The sequence below is a fragment of the Flavobacterium palustre genome (genome assembly GCF_014639535.1).
Lineage (GTDB): Bacteria > Bacteroidota > Bacteroidia > Flavobacteriales > Flavobacteriaceae > Flavobacterium > Flavobacterium palustre.
Genome location: NZ_BMGA01000002.1, coordinates 325,543 through 345,535 on the forward strand (window position 1 = coordinate 325,543; position 19,993 = coordinate 345,535).

17 protein-coding genes are annotated in these 19,993 nt (G+C 33.4%); 5 read left to right on the forward strand and 12 right to left on the reverse strand.

The genetic code is table 11. From position 1 onward, the window contains the following. Nucleotides 1-3: 3 nt before the first annotated feature. A complete protein-coding gene (locus tag IEV84_RS06215; protein ID WP_188493428.1) occupies nt 4-930 on the reverse strand; it encodes a patatin-like phospholipase family protein in 927 nt (308 codons plus the stop codon). Then, nucleotides 927-2,996 carry a M1 family metallopeptidase gene (locus IEV84_RS06220; RefSeq protein WP_188493429.1) on the reverse strand — a complete coding sequence of 690 codons (2,070 nt, stop codon included), beginning with the start codon at nt 2,994-2,996 and terminating at the stop codon, nt 927-929. The genes IEV84_RS06215 and IEV84_RS06220 overlap by 4 nt, the downstream gene beginning before the upstream one ends. 93 nt (nt 2,997-3,089) lie before the next feature. Between IEV84_RS06220 and IEV84_RS06225 the strand changes: the two genes are divergently transcribed. After that, a complete protein-coding gene (locus tag IEV84_RS06225; protein ID WP_444542650.1) occupies nt 3,090-3,827 on the forward strand; it encodes a Dph6-related ATP pyrophosphatase in 738 nt (245 codons plus the stop codon). 355 nt (nt 3,828-4,182) lie between these two features. Next, nucleotides 4,183-6,090: an acetate--CoA ligase gene (acs, locus tag IEV84_RS06230; RefSeq protein WP_188493431.1), complete on the forward strand. Its 1,908-nt coding sequence runs from the start codon at nt 4,183-4,185 to the stop codon at nt 6,088-6,090. A 201-nt stretch (nt 6,091-6,291) separates the two neighbouring features. Here acs and IEV84_RS06235 read toward each other — a convergent pair whose 3' ends face one another. The 8 genes from IEV84_RS06235 to IEV84_RS06270 all read right to left on the reverse strand — a co-directional run bounded on the left by IEV84_RS06235 (nt 6,292) and on the right by IEV84_RS06270 (nt 16,448). Continuing rightward, on the reverse strand, nt 6,292-6,645 hold the full coding sequence (locus IEV84_RS06235) for a lysozyme inhibitor LprI family protein (RefSeq protein WP_188493432.1): 354 nt from the start codon (nt 6,643-6,645) through the stop codon (nt 6,292-6,294). 107 nt (nt 6,646-6,752) lie between these two features. After that, complete coding sequence (locus IEV84_RS06240) at nt 6,753-8,024, reverse strand: hypothetical protein (protein ID WP_188493433.1); 1,272 nt, start codon at nt 8,022-8,024, stop codon at nt 6,753-6,755. A 330-nt stretch (nt 8,025-8,354) separates the two neighbouring features. Next, on the reverse strand, nt 8,355-9,827 hold the full coding sequence (ilvC, locus tag IEV84_RS06245) for a ketol-acid reductoisomerase (RefSeq protein WP_188493434.1): 1,473 nt from the start codon (nt 9,825-9,827) through the stop codon (nt 8,355-8,357). A 15-nt stretch (nt 9,828-9,842) separates the two neighbouring features. Further along, a complete protein-coding gene (ilvN, locus tag IEV84_RS06250; RefSeq protein ID WP_188493435.1) occupies nt 9,843-10,370 on the reverse strand; it encodes an acetolactate synthase small subunit in 528 nt (175 codons plus the stop codon). Between the two features lie 4 nt (nt 10,371-10,374). Next, on the reverse strand, nt 10,375-12,063 hold the full coding sequence (ilvB, locus tag IEV84_RS06255) for a biosynthetic-type acetolactate synthase large subunit (protein WP_188493436.1): 1,689 nt from the start codon (nt 12,061-12,063) through the stop codon (nt 10,375-10,377). An 82-nt stretch (nt 12,064-12,145) separates the two neighbouring features. Further along, on the reverse strand, nt 12,146-13,819 hold the full coding sequence (gene ilvD / locus IEV84_RS06260; RefSeq protein ID WP_188493437.1) for a dihydroxy-acid dehydratase: 1,674 nt from the start codon (nt 13,817-13,819) through the stop codon (nt 12,146-12,148). A gap of 274 nt (nt 13,820-14,093) precedes the next feature. Next, nucleotides 14,094-15,212, reverse strand: coding sequence for a 3-isopropylmalate dehydrogenase (leuB, locus tag IEV84_RS06265; RefSeq protein ID WP_188493438.1), 1,119 nt, complete (start codon nt 15,210-15,212; stop codon nt 14,094-14,096). Between the two features lie 60 nt (nt 15,213-15,272). Then, nucleotides 15,273-16,448, reverse strand: coding sequence for a 2-isopropylmalate synthase (locus IEV84_RS06270; RefSeq protein ID WP_188493439.1), 1,176 nt, complete (start codon nt 16,446-16,448; stop codon nt 15,273-15,275). 155 nt (nt 16,449-16,603) lie between these two features. On the opposite strand from IEV84_RS06270, the gene IEV84_RS06275 reads away from it, so the two are divergent. Then, nucleotides 16,604-18,148 (forward strand): hypothetical protein, encoded by a 1,545-nt coding sequence (locus IEV84_RS06275; RefSeq protein WP_188493440.1) that lies wholly within the window; start codon nt 16,604-16,606, stop codon nt 18,146-18,148. A 39-nt stretch (nt 18,149-18,187) separates the two neighbouring features. On the opposite strand, the gene IEV84_RS06280 is transcribed toward IEV84_RS06275, so the two are convergent. Beyond that, a complete protein-coding gene (locus tag IEV84_RS06280) occupies nt 18,188-18,415 on the reverse strand; it encodes a hypothetical protein (protein ID WP_188493441.1) in 228 nt (75 codons plus the stop codon). A gap of 220 nt (nt 18,416-18,635) precedes the next feature. On the opposite strand from IEV84_RS06280, the gene IEV84_RS06285 reads away from it, so the two are divergent. After that, complete coding sequence (locus IEV84_RS06285; protein WP_188493442.1) at nt 18,636-19,403, forward strand: DUF4369 domain-containing protein; 768 nt, start codon at nt 18,636-18,638, stop codon at nt 19,401-19,403. On the opposite strand, the gene IEV84_RS06290 is transcribed toward IEV84_RS06285, so the two are convergent. Then, nucleotides 19,328-19,540: a hypothetical protein gene (locus tag IEV84_RS06290; RefSeq protein ID WP_188493443.1), complete on the reverse strand. Its 213-nt coding sequence runs from the start codon at nt 19,538-19,540 to the stop codon at nt 19,328-19,330. The two genes, IEV84_RS06285 and IEV84_RS06290, sit on opposite strands and share 76 nt — an antisense overlap. Between IEV84_RS06290 and IEV84_RS06295 the strand changes: the two genes are divergently transcribed. Then, the gene (locus IEV84_RS06295) at nt 19,443-19,808 is read left to right on the forward strand and encodes a TlpA family protein disulfide reductase (protein WP_188493584.1); all 366 of its coding nucleotides are present in this window, start codon (nt 19,443-19,445) and stop codon (nt 19,806-19,808) included. The two genes, IEV84_RS06290 and IEV84_RS06295, sit on opposite strands and share 98 nt — an antisense overlap. The last annotated feature ends 185 nt before the right edge of the window (nt 19,809-19,993 follow it).

Consider the following 19,993-nt stretch of genomic DNA (forward strand, 5'->3'; position numbering starts at 1 on the left):
CAATTAAGCAGATTGTTCGTCGGATAAAAAAGGTTTTGAGATTTCCATCGTCTCACTTTTTTTCAAGGCATACTGAAAGCCTTCTTCCCACCATTGCGTCATTTTGGCTTTGTTAAAAATCAATGCGTTATTAGTCAAATCAATCGGTGTGTAATAGAGATTGAGTTTTACATTATTATAAGAAGCCGACAAAGTTCCTAACAAAATATTGTGTTTTCCTATTTGATCCAATTCAATTTGGAACAAATCAATCAACAAAGAAAAAGGATTTCGCCCAATAGCTACTCTGGGAACCGTTTTTTCGGTTTCTAAAATAACAACATCTATTTCGGTAGCACCACGATTGATAGCTTCCTGAATGGGAACCAAACTGGAAAATCCGCCATCGGCATAATCATAGCCTTTAATGTTTACAATACTCATAAAAGGAATGTAATTACTGGAAATCCAAATCCAATCGCAAAATTCATCATACGTACAATCTTTTATCGATTTGTATTCGGATTCATTGGTAGAAAGATTCGTTACCGTCACAATTACATCTGTACGCTGTGATTTTAATTGGTTGAATTCAGCTATCGGGAAATTCTTTTTTATGTAAGAGCGTAATTTTTTGCTTTCGCCAAAGGTTCTTTTTCCTCTGAAAAATTGTAACAAAACATTGAAATGATTGATACTTACAACATCGATTCCGTTCTTTTTTCTGACGATAAAAGGATTGATATTAAAAATTTTCCGCATATTCACATTAGTGTAAATACGGCGAATTTTATCGATATTTCCTAAAGCCAAATGCGGAATTAATAAACTTCCGGTAGAGGTTCCTAAAAACATATCGTATTTTATCTTCTTACTTTCCAATAAAAATTGGGCAACACCGCCCGCAAATGCGCCTTTGCTCCCACCTCCGGAAATTACTAATGCTCTCATATAATCTCGTTTAACAATCGATTCAACTGAAACTGTTCTTTCTCGTTCAAACCGGGTAAAATTCGAACAAACATCTCTTTATACATTTGATTTTTTAATAAGGTTCGAATTGTATCCCGTCCAAATTTAGAAAATTGCCACATATGATGTGTGGTTGCTTTCACTAAATTTGCTAAAACGACATCATTAATAATTTTAAATCCTATTAGTTTTTCCAAAGCGTTTTGTCGGGTTGTAGCCTCATATTTTTCAGATGAATAACCAATCAATTCATCAATTAACTGCTGTTGATTACCCGGAAATTCCGGAGTACTCAGTGCTAAAGATAACCATAAAGTTCTTAAATTATAATCATTAAAACCTATCCAGTTTTTGGATTTTTCCAAATAAGCTAATCGCTGTTTTGGAAAATTTCTCCATAAGTACAACAAAGCGATTTCCTGAGTTTGATAAGAAGCATCGTCTAAAAGACTTTCGTAATCAACTCGAAATTCTTCCGGAATTTTAGGTAATGAATAAGCTAAAGCCTGGCGTAATTGCAGGCTATTAGTTCCTATAGCCAATTCTAAAAAGGCTTTTTTTGCTTCAAAAGTTTCGGTTTTAAGTTGGTCAAGGACCATTTCCTTTGCCGAATAATGAGCATCTGACATTAAAATCAATTTAAAGAAACCTTCTTTTTCAGCTAACGATTTCGTCTTCATTTTATCCAGTTCCAGCATTATCTTAGTGATTTTATTTTTAGCTAATAAAGCATTGACTTTTTGAGTATTAATAACAGTTGATTCCAGCCATTCTTTAGAAAAAGAATCAGTATTAAAATGGCTCACTTTTTTTACTTCCGCAAAGAAATCTTCAGTTGTTACGGTTTTGAAAGCGTATTTTTTTAAATAATTTTTAATGATTCTCCTGAATTTCTTATCTCCAATTTCCTGATGTAATACAAATAAAGCCCAGGCACCTTTTTGATAATAACTCAGAGAACTGGCTTTTTCATGCAAAACAGGAATTGTATCCGTTCTTGACGCATATTTTATTTGCTGAATAGATTCATACATTTTGGAATAAAAATAATCCTCTCCATAAATTTCTTTTTCGGCCAGTAAGGCATAATAAGTGGCAAAACCTTCCTGTAACCAGTGGTGTTTTCCACTGCCAGCAGTAATTATATTTCCAAACCATTGATGCGCTAACTCATGCGCATCAACATTAGTATAATTGCGATCTGTAAAACCGATGGAATCCACCACATAGCGTGTTGCAAATAATGTAGCCGATGTATTTTCCATGCCTGCATATAAAAAATCCCGAACTGGCACTTGTTTGTATACTTTCCAAGGATATTTCACTCCTATTGCTTTCTCTAAAAAATCAAATATTCGTTTAGAATAACGATACGTAGGCTCAAATTTCGAAGCATCGTTATTTTCTATATACAAATCCAAAGGGATTTTACTTTTAGAATACAGAGTTTGTTTTTTGAATTTACCAATGGCGAGCATCAGCAAGTAGGAACTCATTGGTTTCTCCATTTGATAAGTCCATATAGTAGTATTGTTTTGATTCTTTTTTTGCTTTAAAACACCATTGGAAATTACTTGAAAATCAGTGTTAAATGCAATATCCAGATTAAAAATTACTTTTTCATTGACATCATCAAAACTCGGAAACCAATTACTGGTGTATCTCCCCTGTCCCTGAGTCCAGATTTGCATCTCTTCTGAATTTGCCGAACCTACAAAATACAAGGTCTGTTTGGGTGTGGCGTTATAATTAAAAGTAAGCACATTTTTTCCTTTCTGAAACGAATGAACAATCAATAATTGTTTGCCGGAATTTAAATATTGAATTTCCGTATGATTTAATTTCACCTTTGAAAACTGCATATTTTGAGCATCAATTTTTAAAGTATCAGTAGGTTTCAATATTTCGAAAGAATAATTTACAGAACCGGAAATGGATTTCTCATTAGCATTTAAACTCAATTGTGCTGAAACAGAAGTAAAATCAACCACTTTTGTTTGTTGGGCAAAAAGATAAGTGGAGATAAAAAGGAAAAAGTATTTCATTTAAAGTGTATTAAAACAGGAATTTCAAAGTTACAAAGCTTTAATAAACTATTGAAAGTATTTTGTAAGTTTACCTCTTAAACTTTTAATAAAATTAAGTTGAAGAAAGCCCTTTTTAACTGGAGTAGCGGAAAAGATTCTGCTTTAGCCTTATGCAAAATACTGCAAAATCCTGAATTTGAAATCAATTGTTTATTAACCAGCGTCAACCAGCAATACCAACGTATTTCGATGCACGGCGTTAGAGTTGAATTATTGGAACAACAAGCCCAAAGTATTGGAATTCCTTTAGAAATCATGCAAATTCCCGAAATGCCTACAATGGAAGCGTATGAAAACGTAATGCAGCAAACATTGGAAAAACTAAAACAACGAGGAATTACCCATTCGGTTTTTGGAGATATTTTTCTGGAAGATTTACGCAAATACCGCGAAGACAAATTAGCATCAATGGGATTTGAAGGCATTTTTCCTATTTGGAAAATACCAACAAAAGAATTGATTCAGGAATTTATTGCTTTGGGATTTAAAACAATTGTTGTTTGTGTAAACGAACGCTATTTAGACAAAAGTTTTGTAGGGCGTGTAATCGATCAGCAATTTATTGATGATTTACCGGACAATGTGGATGTATGTGGAGAAAATGGCGAATTCCATACTTTCAGTTTTGACGGACCAATTTTTAAAAAGCCAATCGATTTTGAAATTGGTGAAGTTGTGTACCGAAAATATGAAAAACCAAAACAGGATTCTTCCAACACAGCTTGTGACACGAATGACTCCACGGCTTATGATTACGGATTTTGGTATTGCGATTTGATTCCGAAATAAATATTGATGAATTTCAATTTTCGTTTAGTTTTTTATAAAATTAAAACAAAGCTTAAGTAAAATTGTTTATACTCGAAATCTAAAATAATGTTACAAACTAATTTATTCTGATACTTTATACAAATATCAATTTTACAATAAACAGGAAGAATTAGGTTGCAAAAAAAATGTGAAAGACAAAAATCTAAAGATTTGTGTTTGAGCAAAAAAAGGCATTATTCTGTTCTTTTTTCAATAATTTGCATTTTTGTTAAGATAGAATTTCATTTTTTTGATTAAATTGCGTTGATTAATGATTTATTTTTTTCATAGAATAGATGGAGATTTAATATATTTATCAAAAATATAAAAAGGGATGAGCTACTACAAAATTGATAATTTAGAACAATATTTTAAGCATTACAATAAGTCCATCAGGGAACCCAGAAAATTTTGGGGAAAAATAGCCGAAGAAAATTTTACCTGGTACCAGCCATGGGACAAAGTAGTCGAATTTAATATGGCAGAAGCAGATGTTCAATGGTTTTCGGGAGCTAAAGTTAACATTGCCAAAAACTGTATTGACAGACATCTTAACAAAAGAGGAGAAAAAACAGCTATTATTTTCGAACCTAATAATCCGGAAGAAGAAGCTGTACATATTACCTATAATGAATTACACCAAAGAGTGTGCAAGATGGCCAATGTATTGCGTGAGCAAGGCATTAAAAAAGGTGATCGTGTATGTATCTATTTGCCAATGATTCCTGAATTGGCGGTAGCTATTTTGGCTTGTGCCCGAATTGGAGCAATACACTCAGTTGTATTTGCAGGTTTCTCAGCTAAAGCTTTAGCAACAAGAATTATTGATAGCGAAAGTAAACTGCTCATTACTTCCGATGGAGGCTACAGAGGCAATAAAACCATTGAATTAAAAGATATTGCTGACGAAGCATTACAAAGTTGTCCTTCGGTTAGCACCGTTTTAGTAGTAAAAAGAACTAATACTGCTGTTAACATGAAAGACGGTAGAGATATTTGGTTGCAACCACTCTTAGACGAAGCTTCGGATAATAGTGTAGCTGAAATTATGGATGCCGAAGATCCTTTGTTCATTCTTTATACTTCGGGTTCAACCGGAAAACCAAAAGGAATGGTGCATACTACTGCAGGTTATATGGTTTACACAGCCTACACTTTTAAGAATGTTTTCAATTACGAGGAAAATGATGTGTTCTGGTGTACTGCCGATATTGGCTGGATAACAGGTCATTCTTATATTTTATATGGTCCGCTGCTAAATGGAGCTACAACTGTGATTTTTGAAGGAGTTCCATCTTATCCTAATTTCAGTCGTTTTTGGGAAGTGATTGAAAAACATAAAGTAAGTCAGTTTTATACCGCACCAACAGCCATTCGAGCATTAGCAAAAGAAAAATTAGAGTACGTACAAAAATATCTTTTTAAAAGTTTAAAAGTAATTGGATCAGTAGGTGAACCAATCAACGAAGAAGCTTGGCACTGGTTTAATGACCATGTGGGAGGAAAAAGATGTCCTATTGTGGATACCTGGTGGCAAACCGAAACGGGAGGAATCATGATTTCGCCAATTGCTTTTATCACACCTACAAAACCTACTTATGCTACTTTTCCATTACCTGGAATCCAAGCTGTTTTAATGGATGATAAACGCAATGAAATTGAAGGCAACCAAGTAGTAGGAAGTTTGTGCATCAAATTCCCATGGCCGGGAATGGCAAGAACTATCTGGAATGATCATCAACGTTATATTGATACTTATTTTTCACAATACCCTGGGAAATACTTCACCGGAGACGGTGCTTTACGTGACGAAGTAGGTTATTACAGAATCACAGGTCGTGTTGACGATGTAATTATTGTTTCGGGACACAATTTAGGAACTGCTCCTATCGAGGATGCTATTAATGAACATCCGGCAGTTGCCGAAAGTGCAGTTGTAGGTTTCCCTCATGATATTAAAGGAAATGCGCTGTATGGTTTTGTGATTCTTAAAGAAACCGGTGAGATTAGAAACAAAGAAAATCTTTTTATCGAAATCAATCAGCACATAACTGATCACGTAGGTCCGATTGCTAAATTAGATAAAATTCAATTTGTTTCCGGTTTACCCAAAACACGTTCCGGAAAAATTATGCGTCGTATTTTAAGAAAAATTGCTGCGGGTGATTTCTCTGATTATGGTGATACCAGTACTTTACTGAATCCTGAAATTATTGAAGAAATTCAAAGCGAGAAAAAATAAAACTAAAAAAGTTGTTTCAATCTGCACTGCCCCCAAAAAGTTAAACACTATTTGGGGGCATTTTTATGGAAAGAAAAGTCAAGTATGATTTTGAGTTTAAAAACTCCGCTGCGTAAATGAAGTTTAAAAAAAACATCAAGTAGTAACTGTATTCTATTTTAAAATTCATTGTAAACGACAAACGAGAACCAAAATTGGGAACTACAAATTTCTCTCTTTTATGCTGGCTTTAATTTCTACAATTCTTTTCCTTGTTAGTTCCTCTAAACAAGTTGAATATCTTAAAGGTTGCATACTTCCGCCTTCATATTGTGAAGCTTCAAACTTACAATGAGAATCCCGGTATTTAATCCAATCTTTTTCAGCTTGAATTAGCAATGGCTTTTCATTTTGATCAAGAATTGCCATCAATTGCTTATAAACTTTATTCAATTCTGCATCCGCTTTTTTATATTTTGCATTTGCTGTTGCGTTCATTTCTGATTGAGTTTGTGCAAATGAAATATTGCTGAAATATAAAATGAGTACAGCGATAAAATAATACCTTTTTTTCATTTAGATAAATTTGGTTAAAGTTTTTCTCAATAAGTCGCGTTATAAACGCTATGTTTTGTTTTCAAAAGTAAGTAGGTCGCCGTTGCCAACGAGAACCAGATTGGGATTTAAATGCTGGGTTTTATTAATTTTTCCATTTTTGTATGTGTTATCCATTTATTCTCACTGGTAATAACTAATCCATCATATTCTAATTCTTTCAAAAGAATCACTTGCAATGCTAGTTTGTGATTATAAATTAAATCGATTATAAAATCTGTCGTATATTCTTTCCTAAAAAGACCGGAATGAGCAATATCGTTTCTTACTTTTACTAAAGATTTAAAGTCTAATTTAAGTTTTTCTGGGTTTAAAAGATATTGATTTGAGAAATTAGTCAAAGAGTCACTTGTTTTTTCCCAATCTAAAGAATTTGAAATTCTAGTTTTAATGAAGTCTTTATCAATGTTTGTAGGCAGATTACTTCCTTCAACAGTTTCCAATAACAATTTCTTTAATGGATCTAATTCTGAGTTTGAACTCTTCTTGTCTTTTGACCAACTTACGACTCCTTCCCAAGCAATGCAAATTCTTAAAATTCTGTCCTCTAAAAAACCGCTGCTTGAAGAATTAATTCCAGTAACAGTTGAATAAAAAATCTTTCTTTTTTTTGCATTCCATTTTTCATAGATGGGTAATGCTTTTTTTAAAAAACTATCTAAGTTAAAATCTGGAACAGATTCTCCGGTTCCAAAGTTATAGTCAACCATTCTTCTCCAATCTTCTTGCACTAGTTCATTTTCTTGATAATAAAGTTGCCTGTTAAATACTATATCATTTCCCAAAGCAAGAGAAAGCAAAGAAGTTATATCTTTAGCTTTTGAAAGGAATTTGTCTTTTGTAGAGTTAGGATTTACTAATTTTAAATGAAGTCCTTCTAGTTGAATATTCCAATTCTTACTTTGTTGTTGAATTTTTTCAATTTTTTCTTTATTTTCTAATATACTAATTTCCCAATTTTCAATTTTTGTATTGAAATTTCCTTTGTAAAGTCCGACGAGTGGAAATTCAGCAGATGTGAAACTATCTAATTTGGATTTGTTAATAGAGAAATCTTTAAAAGAGTACAATGTTAGTTTATTGTCAGTTAAGTTTGTGAAAAGTAAATCTTGCGCGTAAATATTAGATTTTTCTTCGGTTACCCCCTTTAAACTCCAATATCCCCCCATATTTTTAAAGTCAAAAAGGTTGCTTTTATTATCCTTTATTTCAGTTGTAATGATTGTATTCTGAGGAAAATGAATTACTTCAAAATGTGATTCGAATTCCAAAGCTTTCAATGAAAAGATTCCAACTCCTTTTAAAATTCTAATTTGCGGATATAAACTTAAATTATTCATCTCTTTAAAATTTATCTATAACTTTTTTATAGAAGCCATAATACTAGCTTTTATTCATAATACTAATATATTGTTTTTTTCTTACAAATCATAAGGTTGTATATTTCTATAAATCTTTTTGTGAAAGTTTTATGGAAATAAAAAGTTCTTTCCTAACCCCGATTGCAGTGGAAATCCTTTTCTTTTTTTCTTAAAAAAGAAAAGATTGCAACGGAAAGCGGGAGCATTCGCTGTTATAAACGAAAAAGTTCTGCTCCTAAAAATGTGGCACAAAAAAAAAGGCGAAGTAAAATTACTCCGCCTTTCTGAATTAACTATAATTGTAACTAATTATACAATTTTTTTCATTGCAGTCATTGACTCTCTTAACCAAGCTCCTACTTCTTCAACCGGGTGGTTTCTGATGATTGAATTAACGTCGATTAATTCTTTGTTATCAACACCGTTATCACCGCTGTTAAATGGACGACCAATTAAGTTAGATGGTGCATTTTTAACATAGTCAGCAATTAATGGCTTACAAGCGTGATCGAATAAATAACATCCGTACTCAGCTGTGTCAGAGATTACACGGTTCATTTCGAACAATTTCTTTCTTGCAATAGTGTTAGCAATAAGTGGCGTTTCGTGTAATGACTCGTAGTAAGCAGATTCTTCGATAATTCCAGAATCAGTCATAGCTTCGAAAGCCAATTCAACTCCGGCTTTAACCATAGCAACCATTAATACTCCGTTATCGTAGTATTCTTGCTCAGAAATTTCAACGTCTCCAGCCGGAGTTTTCTCGAAATTAGTTTCAGCTGTAGCAGCTCTCCAAGTCAATAAGTTTTTATCGTCATTAGCCCAGTCTTCCATCATTGTTTTAGAGAAATGACCTGAGATAATATCATCCATGTGTTTTTGGAACAAAGGACGCATGATGTCTTTTAATTCTTCAGCAGCATTGAAAGCAGCAATTTTAGCAGGATTAGACAATCTGTCCATCATGTTTGTAATTCCACCATGTTTCAATCCTTCAGTGATCGTTTCCCATCCGTATTGGATTAATTTAGAAGCATATCCTGGTTCAACACCTTCAGCAATCATTTTGTCAAAACATAAAATAGAACCTGTTTGTAACAAACCACAAAGGATAGTTTGCTCTCCCATTAAATCTGATTTTACTTCCGCTACGAAAGAAGAACGTAAAACTCCGGCTCTGTTACCTCCTGTTGCAACAGCATAAGCTTTTGCCTGATCTAAACCTACTCCGTTTGGATCGTTCTCTGGGTGAACAGCAATTAATGTTGGTACACCAAATCCTCTTTTGTATTCTTCACGTACCTCAGATCCCGGACATTTAGGAGCACACATAATAACAGTTAAGTCTTTACGAATTTGCATTCCTTCTTCTACAATATTAAAACCATGAGAGTAAGCTAAAGTAGCTCCTTGTTTCATTAATGGCATAATTGCAGTAACTACAGCCGTGTGTTGTTTATCCGGAGTAAGATTACATACTAAATCAGCAGTTGGAATTAATTCTTCATAAGTTCCCACATTGAAACCATTATCAGCAGCGTTCATGAATGAAGCTCTTTTTTGAGCGATAGCTTCAGCACGTAAAGCGTAAGAAATATCTAAACCTGAATCTCTCATGTTCAAACCTTGGTTCAAACCTTGAGCACCACAACCAACGATAACTACTTTTTTACCTTTTAAAGCTTCGATTCCATTAGCAAATTCTGATTGATCCATGAATTCGCAAACGCCTAATTGTTCTAATTGTAATCTAAGTGGTAATGAATTGAAATAATTTGCCATTTTCTAATATTTAATTTATGATTTTAATTCTTCTAATAATAAACTTGTAACTTCCATTTTTTCTTTAGAAACGGATATTCTTCCTGAACGTACAAACTGCATGATTCCGAAAGGTTTTAAGTTGGAATACAATTCTTCAATTTCCGAACGTCTTCCTACTTTTGATATTACAAAAAAGTCTCTTGATACGGTAACAATTTCCGAATGACTTTCTTTTATGATGTTTTGAATTTGTCTTTCGTCAAACAACAAGTTAGATGCTATTTTAAATAAAGCACTTTCCAGAAAGATGGTTTCTTCATCTACATGGTAGAAAGCCTTAATGACTTCAACTTGTTTTTCGATTTGACCAACAATGTTTTGTACCCATTTTTCGGTAGTATCTACCACAATTACAAATCGGGAAACGTTTTCAATTTCCGATTCGGATACATTTAAACTCAATATATTGATGTGGCGCTTTAAGAATATTCCTGATATTCTGTTTAATAAGCCAACGTTGTTTTCTGAATATACAGAAATGGTGAATGTTTTATTTTCCATAATATTAACTTAATCGGATGTCAGAAACCGAAGCTCCTGTTGGAATCATTGGAAATACGTTGTTTTCTTTCTCTACCATAACTTCAAGGAAATAAGAGTCTTTAGAAGCTAACATTTCAGCAATTGCTTCATCTAATTCTTCTCTTTTAGTTACTTTTCTGGATTTGATATAATAACCTTCTGCAATAGCACAAAAGTTAGGATTTGTCATCACTGTAGATGCGTATCTGTAATCAAAAAACAACTCCTGCCATTGACGAACCATTCCTAAAAATTCATTATTCAGAACTACAATTTTTACAGGAACCTGAGTTTGATGAATGGTTCCTAATTCCTGAATATTCATCTGGAAACCTCCGTCACCAATAATAGCAACCACTTCCCTATCCGGTCTTCCCATTTTAGCTCCAATAGCTGCCGGTAAAGCAAATCCCATAGTTCCTAAACCACCGGAAGTTACATTACTTTTTGTAGTGTTGAATTTAGCATAACGACAGGTAAACATTTGGTGTTGACCAACATCAGAAACCATTATAGCATCACCTTTAGAATGCTTGTTAATCATTTCGATAGTTTCACCCATAGAAATTCCTTTTCCATTAGTTGGCGCTAATTCCTCATTAATTACCGCATCCAATTCAATTTGATATTTCTTCTTGAATTCATTATGCCATTCCTCATGAGAGTTCTTTTCAATAAGTGGTAACAAAGCAGTTAAGGCTTCTTTTAAATCAGCTAATACAGCAACTTCTGTTTTAACGTTTTTATCAATTTCAGCAGGATCAATTTCAAAATGAACAACCTTAGCCTGTTTTGCATAAGTTGCTAAATTTCCAGTTACACGGTCGTCAAAACGCATTCCCAATGCAATTAATACATCACATTCGTTGGTTAAGATATTTGGACCGTAATTTCCGTGCATTCCTACCATTCCTACATTCAATTCGTGCTCAGTAGGTAAAGCCGAAAGACCTAAAATTGTCCAGGCTGCCGGAACTCCTGATTTTTCAATCAGGGCTTTTAATTCTTCTTCCGCCTTACTTAAAATAACTCCCTGACCAAAAACAATCATTGGTTTTTTAGCCTGGTTAATTAATTCAGCCGCTTCTTTAACTTTTTCTAATTTTAAAACCGGTTTTGGATGATAACTTCTGATATCGTTACACTTTTTATAACTAAAATCCAAAGTATCAAACTGAGCGTTTTTAGTAATATCTACTAATACCGGCCCCGGACGACCTGATCTGGCAATGTAAAATGCTTTTGCCATAATTTCAGGAATTTCATCTGCTTCGGTAATTTGGTAATTCCATTTGGTTACCGGAGTCGAAATTCCGATGATATCTGTTTCCTGAAAAGCATCAGATCCTAACAAATGTTTCCCTACCTGACCTGTAATACATACCATTGGAGTAGAATCTATTTGAGCATCGGCAATACCTGTAACCAGGTTTGTTGCTCCTGGTCCTGAAGTTGCGATAGCAACTCCTACTTTTCCTGTAGCTCTGGCAAAACCTTGCGCCGCATGAGCTGCACCTTGTTCGTGACGTACTAATACGTGGTGTAATTGATCTTGGAATTTGTATAATTCATCGTAAACCGGCATGATGGCTCCTCCCGGATATCCATAAACCAAATCTACTCCTTCGGCTAATAAGCATCTGATAACTGCTTCTGCTCCTGATATTTTCATTGTTTGTCTTTTTTATTTTGGCAATTAATTCTCTCAAAATCAAATTGATATTGCAATTGATTTTTGAAATTGTAATTGACTATTATTTGTCAGTAACACATCCTTCAGATGCACTGGATACTGAACGCATATACTTTAGTAAAACTCCTTGTGTGATTCCATTTTCGGGTCTCTTCCAATTGGCTTTACGTTTTGCCAATTCATCGTCAGAGACTTTCATGTTAATGGTGTTTTTCACAGCATCAATTGTAATAACGTCACCGTTTTCTATTAATGCAATTCCGCCGCCTTCATAAGCTTCCGGAGTAACATGTCCTACAACAAAACCGTGAGAACCTCCTGAGAAACGGCCATCAGTAATTAAGGCTACTGTACTCCCTAAACCAGCTCCCATAATAGCAGATGTTGGTTTCAACATTTCTGACATCCCAGGACCTCCTTTTGGACCACAGTACCTGATGACGACGACATTTCCGGGTTTAACCTCCCCTGCCTGGATTCCTCTGATTACATCTTTTTCACCTTCAAAAACGACTGCTGTACCTTCAAAAAATTCTCCTTCTTTTCCACTAATCTTTGCCACACAACCTTCTGAAGCAACATTTCCGTATAAAATTTGAATATTTCCAGTTGGTTTTAATGCTTTTTGGATTTCAAAAATTACTTCCTGCCCATCATGTAAATCAGGAACTGAAGCTAAATTTTCTGCGATTGTTTTTCCTGTTACTGTCAAACAATCTCCATGTAAGAAGCCTTCTTTTAGTAAATATTTCATTACTGCAGGAACACCACCTACATTATGTAAATCTTCCATTAAATATTTCCCACTTGGTTTCAAGTCGGCTAACAATGGTGTTTTATCACTGATATCCTGGAAATCTTTTAATGTTAATTCGATACCTACAGAATGAGCCATTGCAATTAAGTGCATCACTGCATTAGTAGAACCTCCTAAAACTGCTACCATTGTAATAGCATTTTCGAAAGCTTTACGGGTCATAATGTCTCTAGGTTTGATATCTTTTTCTAATAATATTCTGATTGCTTTTCCTGCATCAACACATTCTTGTTTTTTTTCAGGACTTAAAGCAGGGTTAGAAGAACTGTAAGGCAAACTCATTCCTAATGCTTCAATTGCTGATGACATCGTGTTTGCAGTGTACATTCCACCACAAGCTCCGGCGCCCGGACAAGCATTTTGAATTACACCTTTAAAATCTTCCGGTGTGATGGTGTTGCTGATTTTTTTTCCTAAAGCTTCAAAAGCAGATACAATATTCAAATCCTGACCTTTCCATTTTCCCGGATGAATAGAACCTCCATAAACCATAATAGAAGGACGGTTTACTCTTCCCATAGCCATTAAGGCTCCAGGCATATTTTTATCACAACCCGGAACGGCAATCATTGCATCGTACCATTGTGCACCCATAACGGTTTCGATAGAATCGGCAATTACATCTCGGGAAACTAAAGAAAAACGCATTCCGTCATTTCCATTTGAAATACCATCACTAACACCAATGGTATTAAAAATCAATCCTACTAAATCTTCTTTCCATACTCCGGTCTTAATATCTTTAGCCAGGTCATTTAAGTGCATGTTACACGGATTTCCGTCGTAACCCATACTCACAATTCCTACCTGTGCTTTTTTAAGATCTTCTTCTGTCAATCCAATTCCGTAAAACATCGCCTGAGAAGCAGGTTGTGTTTCGTCTTGAGTAATCGTCTTGCTGTATTTATTTAATTCCATCTGTTTTTATATTTTTTGCACTGATATAATTCCAAAAAAAAAACTCCCATTTTATTGGGAGTTATATAATATTATTTTTCAATTATATTAATAGCTTCCCTTATGCACTTGTTGAAACAACAATGACATTAACGACAGAAACTAATACAATTGAATTTTTCATTTTCTTTTTTTGATGAAACAAAAGTATAAAAACCTTTATATCTAAAAAAATAAAAAATAAAATTTTATGAATTTCTTATCATTAATCTTAATTATTCATTAAAATAGCACATTATACTATTGTTGACTGTCCTAAATGTACATTATCATTATTAAAATACATTAAGTCATCTTTGTTTAAAATAAAATTAGAAACAAATTCTCCAACTTCATTGGTTCCAAATTTTGAATCCGGATTCAAATCTATTGTGACTACATTGTATTCAATTGCTTTTTCTACTCCCTGATATACTTTTTTTGCTTCTTCGTCAAGACCAAAATATTCTAACAACATTGCTGCCGAAAGTATAGCTGCAAAAGGATTGGCAATATTTCTCCCTTTAGCATGAGGATAAGAACCGTGAACCGGCTCAAATAACACATTTTTTTCTCCTAATGAAGCCGATGGCAAAACTCCTATTGAACCTGTAATAACACTCGCTTCATCGGATAAAATATCTCCAAATAGATTCTCGGTTAATATGACATCAAACTGCTTTGGATTTGATATCATTTGTTTTGCTGCGTTATCTGCATATAGAAAATCCAAAGTTACATCAGGATAACCAGCTGCTATATTCTTAACCACATTCCTCCATAAACGAGAAGTTTCAAGAACATTAGCCATATCAACTAAAGTTAACTTCTTTCTTCTGTTTTGAGCTGATTTGAATGCCAAATGAGTTATTCGAAAAATCTCATCTTCTGAATATTCACACAAATCAGAAGCAATTGTTCCGGATTCATTTAGCTTTTTTTCTCCAAAATAAATTCCTGCTGTTAATTCTCTGTAAATAACAAAATCAACTCCTTCAACAATTTCTTTTTTTAAAGGAGAAACATCAAGCAAACCTTTAAAAGGTTTAAGAGGTCTGATATTTGCATAAAGATTTAACTCTTTTCTCAATCGCAATAATCCCTGTTCAGGACGAACTTTAGCATTTGAATCCGAATCATATTTCGGATCACCAATTGCACCAAGTAAAACAGCATCGGTATTAAGACATAGATTTAATGTTTGCTCCGGAAGTGGCGAACCTGCTTTGTCTATTGCAATGGCTCCCACAAGCGCATCTTCAAAAACAAAATCATGTTCGTAAACGACTCCTATAGCACACAAGGCTTTTTTTGCCTGTGCAATTACTTCAGGACCTACGCCATCACCCGATAATACAGCAATTTTTAAGTTCATGAGATTGTTTTTTTAATTAAAAGCTGCAAATTTAATCATTATAACACTCCTAACCTCTAACTATTTTCTAATTAAATCACCTTCAATTTTAGAAGCTGCAATAATCAAATGAATATCGTCATCTAAAACTTCTTTCTTAACATCGGCAAATTTCAAGAACTCAACATAAACGACATCTAACTGCGTTTTAGTTAATTCATAACCTACTTTCTTAGCTCTGTATGCCAATGCTGCTCTACCACTTCTGGCTGTAAGCACAATTGATGATTCATTAACTCCTACATCTAAAGGATCAATAATCTCATAAGTAGCTCTGTTTTTAATCACACCATCCTGATGAATTCCTGAGCTGTGTGCAAAAGCATTTGCTCCTACAATAGCTTTATTAGGCTGAACCATCATCCCCATACTTTCAGAAACCAAACGACTCATTTCGTTCAATTGTTTGGTATCGATATCAGTATATAAATTCAAATCCGGGTGTTGTTTAAAAATCATTACCACTTCTTCCAAAGCAGTATTTCCGGCTCTTTCCCCAATACCATTAATAGTACATTCTATTTGTCTGGCACCGTTGATAGCACCCGAAATAGAGTTGGCAGTAGCCATTCCTAAATCGTTATGACAGTGACAAGAGATAGTTACATTATCAATACCTTTTACATTTTCTTTAAGGTATTTAATTTTTGCTCCATACTCATCAGGCAAACAATATCCTGTTGTATCCGGAATATTAAGCACTGTAGCTCCTGATTTAATCACTTCTTCACAAACCTGAGCCAAGAAAGCATTATCAGTTCTTCCGGCATCTTCTGCGTAAAATTCTACATCTTCCACATAAGATTTAGCATGTGCTACAGCGGCTTTTGCTCTGGCAATGATATCTTCTCTTGTGGTTTGTAATTTATGTAATATATGAGATTCTGACGTTCCAATACCCGTATGAATACGTGGTCTTTTAGCATGTTTTAGGGCTGCAGCTGCTACGTCGATATCGTTTTTTACAGCTCTGGTAAGACCACAAACTGTTGCATTTTTAACGATTTTACTAATTTCAGTAACAGACAAAAAATCACCGGGACTAGAAACCGGAAAACCGGCTTCGATAATATCAACCCCCATGTTATCTAAACGTTCTGCTATAACAAGTTTTTGATTGGTATCTAATTTACATCCTGGAACTTGTTCTCCGTCTCGTAAAGTGGTATCAAAAATTTGGACTTTGTCTCTATTCATTATTCATTTATTTAATGTAATTTCACATCTTGATAACAAAAATATATTCTTTAATCTGAACAGAAAATTCACTTTATTTGAATATACTGTTTATAAGTGAGGTATTACCACTTTAAAACACTGTAAATCAATAAGTTAAATCTATTTATTTTACAATGGCTAACCATCAAAAAGATTTTTTATTCGTTCTAATTAAGTCCTTATCCAAATCTGAAAAACGACAATTTAAGATTTTTGCCAGTCGTTTAGAGACCAGTTCGAATACAAAATTCATTGAACTCTTTAATATTTTAGACAAATCTGAAAACTATGACGAGAAACTTATTTTAAAAAGTGGTGTCATTAAAAAAGTACAATTATCGAATTTAAAATCCTATCTGTACAAACAGATATTAGTCAGTATTCGTCTTAATATTCCCAGTCAAAATATTCGTTACCAACTAAGAGAACAGATTGATTTTGCTACCATTCTGTATAACAAAGGTTTATATAAACAAAGCTTAAAAATTCTTGACAAAACCAAAAGTCAGGCCATAGAAAACGATGAAAAATTAATGGCTTATGAAATTGTAGAATTTGAAAAATTAATCGAATCGCAATACATCACCCGAAGCATTCAGGGGCGTGCCGACGAATTAGTAATTCAGGCCAAAGAATTAAATTACCAAAATACCATTTCCAGCAAACTGTCTAATTTGTCTTTACAGCTGTATGGAATCATGCTTAAAACGGGCTATGTAAAAAGCGATGAGGAATACAAATACATTGATGATTATTTCAATAAACACATCTCTAAATTAGATGAAAACAAATTTGGATTTCGTGAAAAATATTGGTTTTACAATGCAAATTTATGGCGTAGTTTCCTGGTTCAGGACTTTTTAGGTAGCTATAAATTTGCATCCAAATGGGTAACTCTGTTTTATGATAATGAAAACATGATTTTTCTAAATCCGGTATTTTTCCTAAAAGGGAATAATTATCTTTTGGAATCTTTATACATGTTAAAATACCAAACGAAATTTAAAAATTACCTGACATTATTAGAACAGACCATAAAAGATGATCGTTTTCCTATTAACGATAATATTGCTTCGTTGGCATTTTTATATGTTTACAATAACAAATTGAATTACCATATCATGGAAGGCACTTTCGCCGAAAGCGAATATTTAATTCCTGAAATTCTAAGCAAATTAAAAATCCACAACGAACATCTGGATGAACATCATGAAATGTTGTTTTTCTATAAAATAGCCAGTATTTATTTTGGTGTTGAAAAATACAATGAGTCTATTTTTTATCTGGAAAAAATTATCAATAACAAGAATTTAAGCATGCGCGAAGATTTAATGTGTTTTGCGCGTATTTTATGTTTGATTGCACATTACGAATTAGGAAAAGACTATTATCTAGAAAGTCAGCTGAAAAACACCTATAAGTTTTTGCTAAAAATGAATGATTTGCACGAAGTACAGAAAGAGATTATTCGATTTTTGAAAAACTTAAATTCTATTTATCCAAGTGACATCAAAAAAGAATTTAAAAAAATGAAAGAACGCTTTATAGAATTAGAACAAAGCACTTATGAAAAAAGAGCGTTTTTATATCTAGACATTATTTCGTGGTTGGAAAGTAAAATTGAAAACCGAAAAATAAGCGATATTATCAAAGAAAAAGCAAAACTAAGTAATCGATAAAACAATAAAGAGAGTGGTTTGAAAACTGCTCTCTTTATTTTATTCTTTAAATTCCTTTCTTCCTCTTATTATATCTTCAAAAGAACTGCATTTTACAATTTCAGTTTCACCATCAATCAGCATAGGTAAATAAACAAACTCTACTTCTGATAAATCTTCTTTTAGAAAAAAAGCCATATCATCTAATTTAAAAAACCATTCCGTATCAAATTGTACCTTATTAATAGTAGCATCTTTAATGAGTAATTTTTCTTTTAATGGTTTCATGCAATAATAATCCTTTCTTAAAAAAACAAAAATAAGCAGACCTCCTGGTAAAAACAAATCAACTAACTTAAGTATTCTAAAATTTCTTAACTGATTTCATCAAACATTAGCAACAAAACCCCGAAAGCAATCAATTATAACAAAAATTTAGCGAATTAAATTATTGCTATTTTATAAATTTAAATACTTTTGCACACTTAACTAATTTAACTAATTAATAATGAAAAAATTATTTTTATTACTTACTACCTCTGCTGTGTTATTTTCTTGCAGTAAAGTTGGTAAAGACGAGTACATCATCACTGGTACAGCAAATGGAATTGAAAACGGAAAAACCATTATTCTTCAGGCACAGGATCCTAGCGGAATGGGAGGTTTAATCAATATTGATACTGTAAAAGTTGAAAACGGAAAATTTGAAATTAAAGGAAAAGTTACTGAGCCTTCATTCCACGTACTTCAATTGGAAGCAGCTAACCAACCTATTCCATTCATCTTGGAATCCGGAGAAATCAATATCGAAGTAAATAAAGATAGTATTCAAAATACAAAAATTTCTGGTACTTACAACAATGATGAGTATGTGAAATTTAACGAAGAAATGAAAGTGGTTCAAAAGAAATTAATGGATTTCCAAAAAGCAAACATGCTTAAAATGAACCAGGCGCAACAAACTAAAGATACTGCTGTAATCAATAGCTTAATGCAACAATACCAAAAAATCCAGGAAGAAGTTGGTACTAATTCTAAAGCTAAATATATTGCTTACGCAGAATCACACCCAAAATCTTTTATTAGTGCTTTAATTCTTCAAAGTATGTTGGCTGATCCTTCTGCAGACATCAAAAAAGCAGAAAGTATCTATAACGGATTTGAAGATGAATTAAAAAACACTAAACCTGGTAAAGCTATTCAGGAAAGAATTAAAGCAATTACTTCAGGTCCAACTGCAGGAGCAACTCCTGGTGCGGCACCAGCTGCTAAATGAAGAACAGATTTTTCAGCTCCTAATCCGGAAGGGAAAGTAATTTCTCTAAAGGAAAGTTTAGGAAAAGTTACAATTGTTGACTTTTGGGCTTCCTGGTGTGGTCCATGCAGAAAAGAAAATCCAAATGTGGTAGCCATTTACAAAGAGTTCCACTCAAAAGGACTTAATATTATAGGAGTATCTTTAGATGAAGATGCAACTAAATGGAAAGAGGCTATTGCAAAAGATAAATTGACCTGGCCACAGGTTTCCAATCTAAAAGGTTGGCAAGAACCAATAGCCGCTCAATACAAAGTTGACGCTATTCCTGCCACTTTTATTTTGGATGCTTCAGGAAAAGTGGTCGCAAGAGACTTAAGAGGCGCTGAATTGAAAGCAAAAATCATAGAACTTTTAGCTAAATAAGGCATTTTGAAAGTATAAAAATAAAAAATCTCCCTAGTGGAGATTTTTTATTTTATTCAAGACCAACAGGTTAAAACAAAGCTCGAAAAATAATGCAAAATTAGTCCGGAATTAGTTTGCAGAAACGAAAAGTGTTCCTATATTTGCACCGCTAACAACAACAAACAACTGTTGTACTCAAAGGC

Coding starts and splice junctions, on each gene's coding strand:
- IEV84_RS06215 (WP_188493428.1), bottom strand. CDS start 930: ATGAGAGCATTAGTAATTTCCGGAGGTGGGAGCAAAGGCGCATTTGCG.
- IEV84_RS06220 (WP_188493429.1), bottom strand. CDS start 2,996: ATGAAATACTTTTTCCTTTTTATCTCCACTTATCTTTTTGCCCAACAA.
- acs (WP_188493431.1), top strand. CDS start 4,183: ATGAGCTACTACAAAATTGATAATTTAGAACAATATTTTAAGCATTAC.
- IEV84_RS06235 (WP_188493432.1), bottom strand. CDS start 6,645: ATGAAAAAAAGGTATTATTTTATCGCTGTACTCATTTTATATTTCAGC.
- IEV84_RS06240 (WP_188493433.1), bottom strand. CDS start 8,024: ATGAATAATTTAAGTTTATATCCGCAAATTAGAATTTTAAAAGGAGTT.
- ilvC (WP_188493434.1), bottom strand. CDS start 9,827: ATGGCAAATTATTTCAATTCATTACCACTTAGATTACAATTAGAACAA.
- ilvN (WP_188493435.1), bottom strand. CDS start 10,370: ATGGAAAATAAAACATTCACCATTTCTGTATATTCAGAAAACAACGTT.
- ilvB (WP_188493436.1), bottom strand. CDS start 12,063: ATGAAAATATCAGGAGCAGAAGCAGTTATCAGATGCTTATTAGCCGAA.
- ilvD (WP_188493437.1), bottom strand. CDS start 13,819: ATGGAATTAAATAAATACAGCAAGACGATTACTCAAGACGAAACACAA.
- leuB (WP_188493438.1), bottom strand. CDS start 15,212: ATGAACTTAAAAATTGCTGTATTATCGGGTGATGGCGTAGGTCCTGAA.
- IEV84_RS06270 (WP_188493439.1), bottom strand. CDS start 16,448: ATGAATAGAGACAAAGTCCAAATTTTTGATACCACTTTACGAGACGGA.
- IEV84_RS06275 (WP_188493440.1), top strand. CDS start 16,604: ATGGCTAACCATCAAAAAGATTTTTTATTCGTTCTAATTAAGTCCTTA.
- IEV84_RS06280 (WP_188493441.1), bottom strand. CDS start 18,415: ATGAAACCATTAAAAGAAAAATTACTCATTAAAGATGCTACTATTAAT.
- IEV84_RS06285 (WP_188493442.1), top strand. CDS start 18,636: ATGAAAAAATTATTTTTATTACTTACTACCTCTGCTGTGTTATTTTCT.
- IEV84_RS06290 (WP_188493443.1), bottom strand. CDS start 19,540: ATGGCTACCACATTTGGATTTTCTTTTCTGCATGGACCACACCAGGAA.